13 protein-coding genes are annotated in these 13,510 nt (G+C 52.2%); 2 read left to right on the top strand and 11 right to left on the bottom strand.

Annotation, left to right across the window (positions count from 1 at the left end; all coding sequences use genetic code 11):
- Genes spoT through gmk form a run of 3 tightly spaced genes read right to left on the bottom strand, consistent with a single transcriptional unit; the run spans position 1 to position 3,083 of the window.
- Positions 1 to 2,109 (bottom strand): bifunctional GTP diphosphokinase/guanosine-3',5'-bis pyrophosphate 3'-pyrophosphohydrolase, encoded by a 2,109-nt coding sequence (spoT, locus tag AC6I77_RS18930; protein ID WP_003851347.1) that lies wholly within the window; start codon positions 2,107 to 2,109, stop codon positions 1 to 3.
- A 20-nt stretch (positions 2,110 to 2,129) separates the two neighbouring features.
- Entirely contained in the window at positions 2,130 to 2,405 is a 276-nt protein-coding gene (gene rpoZ, locus AC6I77_RS18925; RefSeq protein ID WP_003851346.1) for a DNA-directed RNA polymerase subunit omega, read from the bottom strand.
- A 54-nt stretch (positions 2,406 to 2,459) separates the two neighbouring features.
- Positions 2,460 to 3,083, bottom strand: a complete 624-nt coding sequence (gene gmk / locus AC6I77_RS18920) for a guanylate kinase (RefSeq protein WP_033743562.1) — start codon at positions 3,081 to 3,083, stop codon at positions 2,460 to 2,462.
- A 240-nt stretch (positions 3,084 to 3,323) separates the two neighbouring features.
- Here gmk and ligB point away from each other — a divergent pair, with 240 nt between their 5' ends.
- Positions 3,324 to 5,075 carry an NAD-dependent DNA ligase LigB gene (gene ligB, locus AC6I77_RS18915; RefSeq protein WP_078805328.1) on the top strand — a complete coding sequence of 584 codons (1,752 nt, stop codon included), beginning with the start codon at positions 3,324 to 3,326 and terminating at the stop codon, positions 5,073 to 5,075.
- On the opposite strand, the gene AC6I77_RS18910 is transcribed toward ligB, so the two are convergent.
- The 7 genes from AC6I77_RS18910 to AC6I77_RS18880 all read right to left on the bottom strand — a co-directional run bounded on the left by AC6I77_RS18910 (position 5,013) and on the right by AC6I77_RS18880 (position 11,612).
- Complete coding sequence (locus AC6I77_RS18910; RefSeq protein WP_008926964.1) at positions 5,013 to 5,630, bottom strand: trimeric intracellular cation channel family protein; 618 nt, start codon at positions 5,628 to 5,630, stop codon at positions 5,013 to 5,015. The genes ligB and AC6I77_RS18910 overlap by 63 nt on opposite strands.
- A 432-nt stretch (positions 5,631 to 6,062) precedes the next feature.
- Positions 6,063 to 6,707, bottom strand: a complete 645-nt coding sequence (locus AC6I77_RS18905) for an oligosaccharide flippase family protein (RefSeq protein ID WP_110411758.1) — start codon at positions 6,705 to 6,707, stop codon at positions 6,063 to 6,065.
- 82 nt (positions 6,708 to 6,789) lie between these two features.
- Positions 6,790 to 7,056 (bottom strand): hypothetical protein, encoded by a 267-nt coding sequence (locus tag AC6I77_RS18900; protein ID WP_039660605.1) that lies wholly within the window; start codon positions 7,054 to 7,056, stop codon positions 6,790 to 6,792.
- Between the two features lie 433 nt (positions 7,057 to 7,489).
- Positions 7,490 to 7,885 carry a hypothetical protein gene (locus AC6I77_RS18895; protein ID WP_039660561.1) on the bottom strand — a complete coding sequence of 132 codons (396 nt, stop codon included), beginning with the start codon at positions 7,883 to 7,885 and terminating at the stop codon, positions 7,490 to 7,492.
- Positions 7,886 to 8,021: 136 nt separating this feature from the next.
- Entirely contained in the window at positions 8,022 to 9,164 is a 1,143-nt protein-coding gene (locus AC6I77_RS18890) for an alanine racemase (protein WP_039660562.1), read from the bottom strand.
- A gap of 234 nt (positions 9,165 to 9,398) precedes the next feature.
- The gene (gene lpxP / locus AC6I77_RS18885) at positions 9,399 to 10,322 is read right to left on the bottom strand and encodes a kdo(2)-lipid IV(A) palmitoleoyltransferase (RefSeq protein WP_003851339.1); all 924 of its coding nucleotides are present in this window, start codon (positions 10,320 to 10,322) and stop codon (positions 9,399 to 9,401) included.
- A gap of 426 nt (positions 10,323 to 10,748) precedes the next feature.
- Positions 10,749 to 11,612, bottom strand: a complete 864-nt coding sequence (locus AC6I77_RS18880) for a YicC/YloC family endoribonuclease (RefSeq protein ID WP_003851337.1) — start codon at positions 11,610 to 11,612, stop codon at positions 10,749 to 10,751.
- A gap of 156 nt (positions 11,613 to 11,768) precedes the next feature.
- Between AC6I77_RS18880 and AC6I77_RS18875 the strand changes: the two genes are divergently transcribed.
- Entirely contained in the window at positions 11,769 to 12,194 is a 426-nt protein-coding gene (locus AC6I77_RS18875) for a DUF3574 domain-containing protein (protein ID WP_078805324.1), read from the top strand.
- 38 nt (positions 12,195 to 12,232) lie between these two features.
- On the opposite strand, the gene AC6I77_RS18870 is transcribed toward AC6I77_RS18875, so the two are convergent.
- The gene (locus AC6I77_RS18870; RefSeq protein ID WP_003851335.1) at positions 12,233 to 13,417 is read right to left on the bottom strand and encodes a NupC/NupG family nucleoside CNT transporter; all 1,185 of its coding nucleotides are present in this window, start codon (positions 13,415 to 13,417) and stop codon (positions 12,233 to 12,235) included.
- Positions 13,418 to 13,510: the final 93 nt, after the last annotated feature.

The raw sequence follows: 13,510 nt of genomic DNA, 5'->3' as shown, positions 1-13,510 counted from the left end.
CTAATTACGGTTACGGTGGACTTTGATCACATCCGGCATCACGCGAATTTTACGCATGATATTCGCCAGATGAACGCGGTCACGTGCGGTGAGGCGGATAAAGGCGCTATAGACGCGACCATCACGCTCTTCGGTATTCAGGCTCTGAATATTCGAACCCGCCGTGTTGATGGCCGCCGTCAGATTAGCCAGCGCGCCCTGATGGTTAAACATGTCGACTTTGATTTCTGCTACGAACTCCTGCTCGGTGACTTTATCCCACTCGACCGGCATGAATTTTTCTGGCTCTTTCTGGTAGCCACGAATGTTCCGGCAGGATTCATGATGCACCACCAGCCCTTTGCCAGGACTGACATGGGCAACAATCGGGTCACCAGGAATCGGTCGGCAGCATTTGGCGAAGGTAATCAACACGCCATCTGCGCCTTTAATCGGCAGTTTACCGCGCTTGCTGGTGCTGGTGATGGCCTTGCTGTCAGCCTGCAGCAGGTTCTTCGCCACCACCACGCTCATCGCATTACCGAGGCCAATTTCCGCCAGCAGATCATCAAGGGAAGTCAGCTTCATGCGGTCCAGTTCCTGTCTGATATTCTCAGCCGGGATTTCAGCCAGTTTACGGCTACCGCCCAGCGCATGGCTGAGCAGGCGGCGACCCAGATTAACCGAGTCTTCGCGCTTGAGGTTCTTCAGGAGCTGACGAATTTTGGCGCGGGCTTTGGAACTGACGACAAAATTGAGCCAGGCGGCGTTTGGACGAGCGCCTGGCGCGGTGATGATCTCAATCGTCTGACCGCTGGTCAGGGTTTGCGACAGCGGATAAGGCTGGCGGTCAACGCGTGCGCCGACGCAGGCGTGGCCGATATCGGTGTGCACCGCATAGGCGAAATCTACCGGCGTCGCGCCGGTTGGCAACTCAACAATGCGGCCTTCAGGCGTAAAGACGTAGATCTCATCAGGGAAAAGATCGGACTTCACGCTTTCAATAAATTCAAATGAACTGCCCGCACTCTGCTGCAGCTCGAGCAGGCTTTGCAACCAGCGCTGCGCGCGAATCTGTGCAGTGGTGCCACTTTCGCCCGCCTGTTTATAAGCCCAGTGCGCAGCGACCCCCATTTCTGCCATCTGATCCATATCCTCGGTGCGAATCTGCACTTCAACCGGCACGCCGTGCGGGCCGATCATGGAGGTATGGAGCGACTGATAGCCGTTGGCTTTGGGGATGGCGATATAATCTTTAACGCGGCCCGGACGCGGCTTATATAAGCTGTGCATCTGGCCCAGAACGCGATAGCAGGTATCCAGATCTTTCACGATGACGCGAAAGGCATAGATATCCATGATCGAGTGAAAACGCTGCTCTTTCAGTGTCATTTTGCGGTAAATCGAGTAAAGATGCTTTTCGCGACCGCTGACGCGGCAGGGAATGCCCGCTTCCTGTAAACGGCCATCAATCTCAGAAAGAATCTTCTGGATCATCTCTTTACGATTACCACGCGCAGCTTTCACCACCTCTTTAATCACCCGATAACGGTTCGGGTAAAGTGCTTCAAAACCGAGCTCTTCCAGCTCTGTTTTAAGGTGATGAATACCCAGGCGGTGTGCCAGCGGACTATAAATCTCTAACGTTTCCAGCGCGATGCGGCGACGTTTGTCCGGGCGTAAAGACCCAAGGGTGCGCATATTATGGGTGCGGTCAGCCAGCTTGATGAGAATGACGCGGATATCCTGCACCATCGCCATAATCATCTTGCGGAAGTTCTCAGCCTGCGCTTCTTTCTTATCGCGGAATTTCAGCTTATCCAGCTTTGAAACGCCTTCGACCAGCTCCGCCACGCTTTTACCGAACAGCTGTTCCATATCCTGGTAAGTGGCGGGCGTATCTTCGATCACGTCATGCAGCAGCGCGGCCATGAGCGTTTCATGGTCGAGCTTCATTTCCGCCAGAATACAGGCCACGGCAACCGGATGGGTGATATAAGGCTCACCACTGGAGCGTGTCTGTCCCTCGTGGGCATCACGTGCGACAAGGTAGGCTTGCTGGAGGCGCTTGATCTGCTCCTCTGGCAAGTATTTTTCAATCAGTTGATTGAGACTTTCAAACAGATACAAGGGCGACCTGCAGGTGGCTGTTAACGACGACCTTCAGCGATAGCGGTAACGGCCTGTAACTCAGCGGCTTCCTGCTCTTGCTGTTCCTGACGATCACGCACATCTAAAATCTGATTGGTGACCAAACCTTCTTCGATTTCGCGCAGGGCGATAACGGTAGGTTTATCGTTCTCTTCCGGAACCAGCGGATCTTTGCCGCCAACCTGCATCTGACGTGCACGACGTGCAGCGACCAACACCAGGTCAAAACGATTACCAACTTTTTCTACTGCGTCCTGAACGGTTACGCGTGCCATAGGTGTGCTACTCCACAGATGAAGAAATGACTGCGCATCATACTGAAACTGTATTCAGACTGCCAACAGTTTGCTGATTAAAGCATCGTGACGCGCCTTCTGACGCGCCATACGCAGACGTTCTGCGCGAATAATGGTTTTCAGATCGGACAGCGCCAGATCAAAATCATCATTCACAATTAAATAGTCATACTCGGCGTAGTGGCTCATTTCCGCTACTGCCTGAGCCATGCGACGTGTGATCACCTCTTCGCTGTCCTGACCACGACCGCGCAGACGGCGATCGAGCTCTTCTTTCGAAGGCGGCAAAACAAAGATGCTGCGTGCGCCAGGCATTTTAGCGCGGATTTGCTGCGCGCCCTGCCAGTCGATGTCGAGGAACACGTCAACGCCGGTTGCCAGCACCTGCTCAATGGCATGGCGTGACGTACCGTAGTAGTTGTCAAAAACCCGGGCATGTTCGAGGAAAGCATCTTCCGCGATCATCTGCTCAAATTCATGTTTCTCAACAAAAAAGTAATGTTCGCCATGGGTTTCACCCGGACGCATACCGCGCGTCGTGTGCGAAACAGAGACCTGCGTGTCATACAACGGCTGGGTCTTTAACAGTGCCTGAATCAGGCTGGATTTCCCTGCACCGCTGGGAGCAGAAACAATATAGAGCGTGCCTTGAGCCATGGTTTTCTTGAATTGATTAAAAGCGGAGTCGATTTCCTGCACAGTATACACAGCTTCCCGTTGCCACGCAGCGTTTGCGCAGCGACAACACTCAATCTTTTGCGCCTCTGCGCGCAAATCTCTGTCGGGCAGCTGTAATGGTTCACGGATTACCCTGGCATCTCTTCCGGAACGAAACCTCGCCTCTGGCTGACGCTAATGCATTGCTGTTGAATGCCACAAAACGTCAGAGGAAAGAGTATGAAAGGATTCGGCTGGCCGCTATCTGCGATTATTCTGTGGTTCGCCCTATGGCCTGCGCACAGTGCCGTTTGTCCGGTCTGGACACCCGTACGGGCGACTGAAGAGATTGGCCGTTTGCAACAGCAACTGCAACACTGGGATGACGCTTACTATCGCCAGGGGCAGAGTCCGGTGGCTGACACGGATTACGATGCGCTGCAGCAGCGGCTTGTTACCTGGCAACACTGCTTTAGCGCTTCTCAGCCCACTTATTCCCCGCAACTGCCTGGCAAGGGTGAGCACCTGCATCCAATCGCCCATACTGGCGTAAAAAAGATGCGCGACAAGCTGGCACTGGCTTACTGGATGCAGGGGCGACGCGATCTCTGGGTGCAGCCAAAAGTTGATGGCATCGCCGTTTCACTGGTGTATCGCCATGGCAGGCTGGTCTCGTTGTTAAGTCGTGGCGATGGATTGCGCGGTGAAGAGTGGCTGGCTAAAGCCGCCTGGATCCCGGCAATTCCGCTGCATATCGAGACCCCTCTCGACGAGGTTGTACTGCAGGGCGAGCTGTTTTTGTTGATGAACGGTCATCAGCAGGCGATTGATGGCGGCAAAAATGCGCGCTCACTGGTGGCCGGCGCGATGATGAGCAGGCAGCGGACTCCGCTGCTGGATTCGCTCGGTGTTTTCATCTGGGCATGGCCAGATGGTCCCGCCACAATGACGGAGCGCCATGAGCAACTCAGCCGCTGGGGGCTGGGCATTGCAGCAGAATGGAGCCACAACGTTAAAGATGAAGAGGACGTAGCCATCTGGCGTGAGCGCTGGTTTCATGCTGCGCTGCCTTTTGTCACAGACGGCGTGGTGGTTCATCAGAGTCTGCGGCCTGCAGGCAAAAACTGGCTGCCAGGCGAGGGTATATGGGCGGTTGCCTGGAAATATCAGCCTCCTGAAGTCAGTGCTGAAGTGCTCTCCGTCGATTTCCCCATTGGCCGAACCGGAAAAATAGCGGCGGTACTTAATCTTCAGCCAGTGCAACTGGATGATAAAACGGTCAGGCGGGTTAATGTCGGATCGCTACGTCGCTGGCAGGAGAGCGATATCGTAGCGGGCGATGTGGTCACGCTGAGTCTGGCGGGTCAGGGCATTCCCCGGCTGGAGCGGGTCATCTGGCGCGTGGCAGAGCGACATTATCCTCAGCCTCCCGAGGCGTCGCGTTATACGCCGTTGAGTTGTTATACCTTCAGCGCTGAGTGCCAGAAGCAGTTACTGGCGAAATTACGCTGGCTCAGCCAGAAAACGGTGCTGAATATTCCTGGGGTTGAGCGCAGCACCTGGCTGCGCTTACTGGAAAGCGGCAGTATGACACATCTGTTCGGCTGGCTGACGTTAACACCGGAACAGATTGCCGCCGCGACGGGTCTTTCTCCTGAACGTGCAGATCAGCTCTGGCACCGTTTTAATCTCACTCGTCAGCAACCGTTTCGTCGATGGGTGAAGGCCCTTGGCGTTTCATTGCCGCAAAAAGCCCTGAATGCGCTGCCCGATCAGCAGTGGGAGAGCGTAATGCGGCGGGATGTTATGGCCTGGCAAACTCTGCAGGGCGTTGGTGCGGGGCTGGCAACGCGCCTGGCTGAGCAGTTTCAGGATGCCCGTCTGCAGGCCCTCATCGCGTTCCTGCAACAGCAGGGTATTCCTGCGTCCTCAATGCTCGGGGTGGGGATAGTTGAAAATCGGCAAACCGAGACGGAAGCGCAGCGCCAGTAAACGGGCAAAAAAGCCGAACAGCAGGGTAATGATAATCACCGCTTCATGCGCCAGCGTGGTTTTCAGCAGCAGGATATACATCCAGCCCGAGGCGAAAGCGATACCGGCGTACAGCTCTTTCTGAAACACCAGCGGAATGCGATTACAGAACATGTCACGCAGTACGCCGCCAAAGACACCTGTAATCACTGCGCTTATCGCGGCAATAATCATGGCGTGTCCGGAATCAAGTGCAACCTGCGCGCCGATAATCGAAAAGACCACCAGACCTAATGCATCCAGCACCAGAAAAACTTTGCGCAGGTGGGTCATCAGGGGCGCCAGGAATGTGGTGACAACCGCCGCAGCCGCCACAATCATGATGTATTCGGGATTTTTCACCCAACCCAGCGGATAGTGACCCAACAGGATATCGCGCACCGAGCCACCACCGATTGCGGTCACTGACGCAATAATAATGACCCCGAACAGATCCATTTTGCGGCGACCCGCCGCCAGCGCACCTGTCATGGCTTCAGCAGTAATACCAATAATGTAGAGAACGGTCAGTAACATAGCAGACTCCAGTAAGACGGCGGCAAGGCTACAGCATTGCTTAACAGGCGGCGACAGAGATTTCAGGTGGTCGGCGTCCGGGATTTGCGCAGTGTATACCAGTCCGGCCCGGCATCAGCATAGAAAGACTTTTCAGTGCAAAACCGATGATGAATGCTGGTGAAGGTTAAGATGAGACGATGTGCAGAGGAGTCGCGCGGGCCTGGCTGGTGTTAACTGACTCAGAACCAGGGGGAGATTTACAGCCCATGACGGCCAGAAATTTGCAGGTCAGACATTGGTCTGTAAAGGAGATAGAAAGAATGGGATGCTGCAGCTAAAGAAAGGAGTAAAAATATATCGACAGGATTAATAAAAAGAAAGGCGTGCTGGTTAACAGCACGCCAACGCATCGTTTCGGATGCTCAGAGCCCACCATACAGACTTATTTTATTATTTGTTTCTTGCGCGAATTTTAGCAAAAGCATTCAGATTAAAGTGATATTCCGGCTGGAACCATGAACGACCATAGTAGCAGTAAATCAGCATGCGAATGGAAGCCATCGCAAGGTAACCCCAGATCGCACATAATACAGAAGGTGTCAGCCAGACGGTAAATAAGGTGACTGCAAGTCCGGCTAATACTGAGGACGTTTCAGCAAAAGCAATGCGTGTATATTGCTTTTCACGCTGTAATACCGCACGGTAATGCTGACCCTGAGGGATGATAATAAACACCACTGAGACCATCTGCAGCATGAGAGCCAGTTCGGGCTGATTAAACAGGCTGTTCAGCAGGTGACTGCCCGTAAATAAAAGACCAAACACCGCGACACCCATCAACATATTACCCCAGTAAATGGTTGAGAGGTCATTGATTGAGAGCATACAGCGACGGATCAGTGTATTTGAGAAGCCGCGATCGGCCAGAGTATCAATAAACAGTAAGGCAATTATGGCAATCGCCAGCAGGTTAAGCTCATTCGCCTGCAGAATCTGCGCCAGCAACGAGAGTTGCAACACGCCAATGCCAATAATTTTGATTGAAGAGAGCAGAGACCATTTTGCGCTATTAAGACTGCTTTCACGTATTGCCATAATATACTCGTTAGAGTTCATCAACTCTGTGAGAATTAAATAATTGTGTAACGGCAAGAAGAGGTTGCTGTGACACCGTTAGTTAGTGCAATTTTTCCGGCCGAAGTCCTGAAATACCTCTCCAGGCTTGCCATGTTATTATTGATTCAATCAAATGATGCTCAGATAAAAAATAGATATCCCTGGTAAATTCCCTGTTTCGTGTCATGGCGGAATCCCCTGCAGCTAACAGAAATTCCGCCAGATCACGAATAAATCCTTTTGTATTTTTATATTCTCCTGCCAGCATCCTTGCGGCAATCTCAACGAATTCTTTTTCTGATAACAAAGGATAGGTTGAGCGGTCCATGACTTTTTCCTGCTTTATCATTATGGGTATTGCTGTGTGTGGAATGATTTATACATTGTTTTATTTAATTTAACACCATAAGAAAAGTCTGATTACACGACCGCAGAAATAAATGGTTTCACTTTATGCATGATAAATATTAAATCTTCAGGAGAGCAGTGATAAACAACTGTTGATGATTAATGTATGTCTCTAAGGCAGAACGTTATCAGGGGAGACAGAGAAGCCTGAAATCCGGGAAGATCAGCTATCTGATAGCGGGTTAAGCCAGGAATTTTCCTGGCGGAGATGCTTAAGCAGGGTTGGTGGTAAATGTGTATCGGGGATGAGTAATCAGATAAGCGCTTTATGCTTTAATGTCAGAAGTTTTTCTATTTTTTTTCGTTAGCGACCAGCAATAAGTACAGAGAAAAACGGACTCTAAGTCCTTGATTTACTGTGTCAGAAGCTGATTGAGTTTCTCCAGATCATTGCTAACCCATTCAATATCCTGCTTAAATCTCTCATCTGAAGTAAATGGCTGGCGATAAACCGTAACCATTACCTCGGCACCCTGTTCATTAGCGATCACGCGCATCGGCACATAGATCTCCTTTCCTGAGCCGTTATCAATCCAGTGATCCATTACGCCAAACGGATTGTGTGGTGAGAACCTGAGCTTCACATTGCCCAGGGGCCCTTTAGCACGCCAGCGATGTCCATCGGGTTCTAATGCACTGTGCGTTAACCCGGATGCCCACTTTGCGAAAAATTCCGGCTTCCAGATAGTTTCATAAAGATCTAACCAGTGACGTGGGATCGTCAGGCTCAGCGTGCGAGAGGAGAGCATGTAACCTCCAATGGATAAGCGAAAAAGGCATTAAAGCATGGGGCCAGACTTGTTAAAACGGTGTAACAGTAGAAGTGTGGTGTTGACAGGGTTTCGTACTAAAGGCAGACAACGGATGAGGCTGTCTGCCGCAGAATCAGATGAAGTTGCCACGCGCAGAAACGGCATGATCTTCGCTATGACCACTGGCGTGACGCAGAACAAAGCCATCCGACTGCGCCATCACTGCGCAACTGTGATTCGGGAAGATACGCAGCAGCGTGCCGACTTCAGGGCGGCGATCCTGAAACAGCAGAAAACCGTGCTCCTCGGATAACTTCGTCACTTCATAGGTATTGCCCGCTTCGTCTGCTGCAACACCAAAGCCGCTGGCATTGGTGCCGTGCGGCCCTTTATCCGAACTCAGCATTTTTGATCCGGCGTCAACAATGGCGAAATGATCGTTTACCGCCACAACGCGGGTAATGACGCTCATTGCCAGTTGATCGACGTGGCTTAACCCAAGGCGGCAGGCAGTAAGATCCAACAGTGCATAGTTACCGGGCCGGATTTCATTAATGCAGGGCGCAATCTCTGCTGCCAGCGCAGTTGGGGTTGACCCCACTGAGAGAGGGCAGTCGGTAAAACCCGCAGCCTGCAGTTTTGCCTGAACGCGCTGCATCAATGCCGTTTCCTGGCGGGCGACCTCCGCAATGGCTGCGGCATGACCCGCACCATAAGCGTGACCGGCATGTGACACTAATCCGGCAAAGCGTAATCCCTTGTCCTGTAATGCCCGGGCAATCAGCACGGCGTCATCTGTATCGGGATTGACGCCAATGCGATGTAACCCAACATCCACTTTAATCGCCACCGCCAGTTCGCACCCTGGCTGATGCTGGCAGGCCTCAGCGATCGCCGCCACGCCCTGCAGGCTGTCCGCAATCAGGGTGAGTCTGACCTGATGAAGCACGGCGAGGCGCAGTAATTCAGCCACGCTTTGCGGATGTACAACCGGATAGGCTAACAACAGATCGCGTATACCACCCTGAATAAAACTGATGCCTTCGCTGGGTTTTGAGACGGTGATCCCCTGCGCGCCAGACTCAATCTGTCGCCGGGCAATCCAGACGCTTTTATGCGTTTTGATATGCGGACGCAACGCGACGCCAGCCGCACGGGCTTTGCGCTGCATATGCTGCAGGTTGCATTCCAGGCGTGCTGCATCCACTTCAATGTAAGGTGTGAGGCGATCGTCAATCAGCGGACGCTGCCACTGCTGTGTGTCATTGATATCCATAAGGTGTCCGTTAATAACGAGATAAGAAGATTCATCATTCCCTAATAATCTCTCTGATACCAGCCTGCTTACCGCAGAACAGGCATGTTGAGCAGCAGAAACAAGAGCCATTGCTATAACGCGAGAGGCATGATGAGGAGAGGGGGATCGGGAAAGAGGAAAGGGAGGAACAAAAGGAGTGAACCCGGAGATTAAAACAAAAAAGCAGGCACGCGGCCTGCTTTATCAGTTTACTCAGATATAGAGTGACTGTTCACCCGGCGGACGGGTTTTGAATCGGCGATGTAGCCAGAGGTACTGTTCGGGTGCACGCAGGATCTGATTTTCGATCACTTTATTCATGTAAGCGGCAGCAGCAGCCTCATCGGTATGAGGATAATTTTCCAGCATCGGTTCGATGATTAAATGGTAGCCATCATTTCCTGGATTACGAATCAGCATAATCGGTACCATCGCTGGCTTCGCCAGACGCGACAGAACAAAAGTCCCGTTGGTAGTGGCAGCTTTTTCCACCGCAAACAGTGGCGCAAAGGTGCTGCCTTTAGGGCCGTAATCCTGGTCTGGTGCAAACCAGACCGATTCACCCTGTTTCAGAGCATGAACCATACCGCGCAGATCACGACGGTCAATCATCGCTTTATTAGAACGCATGCGGCCTTTGGTCTGCACATACTCCATCGCCTGATTATTGTGCGGGCGATACATCGCCATCATCGGCTGACAGAGTCCACTGATGCGTCCGCCCAGCTCCAGCGACATGAAATGTACGCCAATCAGCATCACACCGCGCTTTTCGTTCTGCGCAGCGTGAAGATTATCCATACCTGAAACGTTAAACAGGCGTTTAACTGCCCGGTCAGACCAGAACCAGGCAATACCGGTTTCAGCCAGGGCCATGCCTAGCGATGCGAAGTTACCAGCGATCATGTGTTCGATTTTTTCTTCACTGATACCCGGGAAGCAGAGTTCGATGTTACGACGGGTAATACGCTCGCGGCGCTGCAGGAAATGGCGAGAGATTTTGCCGGCACCGGCACCGAGACGCATGAGAACAGGATAAGGAAGCTGGACCAGCAGCCAGAGTACGCCAAGGCCAAACCAGGTAAACCAATAACGCGGATGCAGCAGCGAACTGCTAAATTTTCCGGTGTTTTTCATTAACAACCTTCATGGAAGTTGAGGGGGGTATCGCATAAAGAGCACTTCCATGAGTCTTAAAGCGGTACGGCTGTATTGAATTCGACCGATACTTTATCAAAAAGTGCCTTCAAAAAAAGGGAAACTCCGTGATTCACAGGATTGATCTGTTTCATGGAGACAGTGCGTCGGGAACGTAAAAAGAGTTAAATTCAGAAAAATTATTTTAAAATCAGAAACTTAAAAAGAAATCATCCTAAATGCAAAGCATGATTAAAGTGTGTTCCGGAAGTGTCTGGAAATGAACGTTTATCAATCTTTACGTGATAATGAAGCCGCAGGTGGGAGTCAAAAGCCACATAGGGAGGTGAAACCCGAAAGATAATGCCTGAAAAATGAACAAAGCGCCATTGCTGACGCTTTATAACTGACCTGCCGGGCGGGAAATTACTCGATGTTCTGAATCTGCTCGCGCATCTGTTCAATCAGCACTTTCAGTTCGATCGCGGAAGTGGTGATCTCGGCGTTGATCGACTTTGATGCCAGCGTATTCGATTCCCGATTGAACTCCTGCATCATGAAATCGAGACGGCGGCCTACAGCCTCTTTCTTTTTCAGGATGTTGTAGGTCTCTTTAACGTGTGCATCCAGACGATCCAGCTCTTCGGACACATCAACACGCTGCGCCATCATCACCAGCTCCTGCTCAAGGCGATTGTTTTCCAGCTGGACTTCAGCATCTTCCAGTTTGGCGACCAGGCGTTCACGCTGCCATTTGATCACGTCAGGCATCTGCGCGCGCACTTTGCTGACTTCCTGCGAAACGCCTTCCAGACGCTGTTCAATCATCGCTTTCAGCGCGGTGCCTTCGCTTTCGCGCGCCGCAATGAAATCGTCCAGCGCGCCATCCAGTGCCTGTAACAATTGTGTGTTGATGGCATCCAGATCCTGCTCCTGCGCAGACATCACGCCCGGCCAGCGAAGAATATCCAGCGGATTAATCGCGCCTTCGTCGCTCTGCATTTTTACCCAGTTAGCAGCCTGCACCAGCTGTTTCGCCAGCGTTTCATTCAGCATCAGTTCGCCCTGAGCGCTGGGATCGGCATCATAACGCAGGTTGCACTCAATTTTACCGCGCGTCAGACGCTGGCGAATGCGCTCGCGGATAACCGGCTCCAGCCCACGAAACTGTTCAGGCAAACGGATGTAAGTTTCCAGATAACGCTGGTTAACAGAACGCAGCTCCCAGGCTGCGCTGCCCCATTCGCCTTTGGCTTCGCTGCGGGCATAAGCGGTCATACTGCGGATCATAAGCGGTACTCAATTTACGGAAAGATGGGTGAAGTATAGCGAGGCGAGCCACGCCATAACAGGCATAAGCGTCTTACAGGAAAATAACGAACTATTTCCGCTTTCAGCGGCAGCCACATATGATGACCACTGGTCACCTATGAGGATAACTGATTTATGTCCCGCGTTATTGCATTCCCTGTTGTAATGGCTCTGCTGCTGGTGGGTTGCCAGACGCGCCACGCGCCGCCGACTAAACCGCACCCCATCTGTGCCGGTGGCGACATGATGATGCAGACCACGTTGTGGTTCGGACTCAGCAAGCCAGATGGCGGCAGTGTGAGTTCACTCGACTGGATGAACTTCGTGGATAATGAAGTCACGCCACGTTTCAAAGCGGGATTGTCGGTCTATGACGCTAAAGGTCAATGGCTGGGCGAGAACGGTCAACTGGCAAGAGAGAACAGTAAAGCGTTGATGCTGATCCACGGTATCGATCCCGCGACCAATCAGGATATTGAGGCGTTACGTACCCTCTATAAAAAACGGTTTGGTCAGGAGTCGGTTATGCGGGTAGATGCACCCGTCTGTGTCGGGTTCTAGGGCGAAAGCGGGCGGCGAAGCTGCCGCCCGCTAAATAGTCAGATAAACAGACCGGCAAAGGCCGCAGAGAGCAGGCTGACCAGTGTGGAGCCATAGACCAGCTTCCAGCCAAAGCGGGAAACCACATTTCCCTGTTTCTCGTTCAGGCCTTTTATTGCGCCCGCCACAATGCCGATCGAGGCAAAGTTAGCAAAAGAGACCAGGAACACCGACAGAATACCCAGCCCGCGCGCACTCATGCCCGCCGCGACTTTCTGCAGTTCAATCATCGCCACAAACTCATTCGCGACCAGCTTAGTCGCCATGATGCCTGCCGCCTGCAGGGCATCGGCTTTCGGAATCCCAATCAGCCAGGCCAGAGGATAGAACAGATAGCCGAGCAGCTGCTGGAAGCTGTAGCCAAACACCGCCGCAAACAGCGCGTTAACGGCAGCAATCAGAGCAATAAAGCCAATCAGCATCGCCAGAATAATCATCGCCACTTTGAAGCCTGCCAGGATGTACTCACCCAGCATCTCGAAGAAGCTCTGCTCTTCATGCAGCTTTTCCAGCGCGATAGGCTGCTCATCCCGGCTTTCCATCGGGTTGATGATCGACAGGATAATAAAGGTGCTGAACATGTTAAGCAGCAGTGCAGCAACCACATACTTCGGTTCAATCATCGACATATAAGCACCGACAATCGACAGCGAAACGGTGGACATCGCGGTCGCTGCCATGGTGTAGAGCCGGCGCGGTGGGATATCACCCAGAATCCCTTTATAGGCGATAAAGTTTTCTGACTGACCGAGGATCAGTGTGCTGACGGCGTTGAATGACTCCAGCTTGCCCATGCCGTTAATCTTCGACAGCAGCGTTCCGAAAACACGAATCAGTAGCGGCAGGATGCGCCAGTGCTGCAATATGCCGATGAGTGCCGAAATAAAGACAATCGGACAGAGCACACCAAGGAAGATAAACGCCAGCCCCTGTTTGCTCATTCCGCCAAAAACGAACTCCGTGCCCTGCGCCGCAAACCCCAGCAACGTCTCAAAGAAACCGGCAAACGATCCGACCAGTGCCAGCCCTCCGGCGGAGTGAAGGAAGAACCAACCCAGCGCGGCTTCCACCACAATCAGTTGAATAATAAAGCGCAGACGAATCTGTTTACGGTCATGACTGACCAGCAGCGCAAGGGCGAAAATCACCACCAGCGCCAGCAGGAAATGAAGAATGGCGGCCATATGTCTTTTTTATCAGAGAGAAAGGAAAGCGCATTTAGCCACAGCTGGCCGGAAATTTCATCTGATGCCTGCTTCAGGCAGGCGCAAGAGACA

The organism is Pantoea sp. X-Soil-ISGK-259, assembly GCF_059730705.1.
Note: the sequence above shows the minus strand (reverse complement) of the source record. Positions and strands in the feature narration are given on the sequence as shown.

Bases quoted from the DNA above. Each gene is read 5' to 3' on its own strand.
- rpoZ (WP_003851346.1), bottom strand. From the start codon at position 2,405: ATGGCACGCGTAACCGTTCAGGACGCAGTAGAAAAAGTTGGTAATCGT.
- gmk (WP_033743562.1), bottom strand. From the start codon at position 3,083: ATGGCTCAAGGCACGCTCTATATTGTTTCTGCTCCCAGCGGTGCAGGG.
- ligB (WP_078805328.1), top strand. From the start codon at position 3,324: ATGAAAGGATTCGGCTGGCCGCTATCTGCGATTATTCTGTGGTTCGCC.
- AC6I77_RS18910 (WP_008926964.1), bottom strand. From the start codon at position 5,630: ATGTTACTGACCGTTCTCTACATTATTGGTATTACTGCTGAAGCCATG.
- AC6I77_RS18905 (WP_110411758.1), bottom strand. From the start codon at position 6,707: ATGGCAATACGTGAAAGCAGTCTTAATAGCGCAAAATGGTCTCTGCTC.
- AC6I77_RS18900 (WP_039660605.1), bottom strand. From the start codon at position 7,056: ATGGACCGCTCAACCTATCCTTTGTTATCAGAAAAAGAATTCGTTGAG.
- AC6I77_RS18895 (WP_039660561.1), bottom strand. From the start codon at position 7,885: ATGCTCTCCTCTCGCACGCTGAGCCTGACGATCCCACGTCACTGGTTA.
- AC6I77_RS18890 (WP_039660562.1), bottom strand. From the start codon at position 9,164: ATGGATATCAATGACACACAGCAGTGGCAGCGTCCGCTGATTGACGAT.
- lpxP (WP_003851339.1), bottom strand. From the start codon at position 10,322: ATGAAAAACACCGGAAAATTTAGCAGTTCGCTGCTGCATCCGCGTTAT.
- AC6I77_RS18880 (WP_003851337.1), bottom strand. From the start codon at position 11,612: ATGATCCGCAGTATGACCGCTTATGCCCGCAGCGAAGCCAAAGGCGAA.
- AC6I77_RS18875 (WP_078805324.1), top strand. From the start codon at position 11,769: ATGTCCCGCGTTATTGCATTCCCTGTTGTAATGGCTCTGCTGCTGGTG.
- AC6I77_RS18870 (WP_003851335.1), bottom strand. From the start codon at position 13,417: ATGGCCGCCATTCTTCATTTCCTGCTGGCGCTGGTGGTGATTTTCGCC.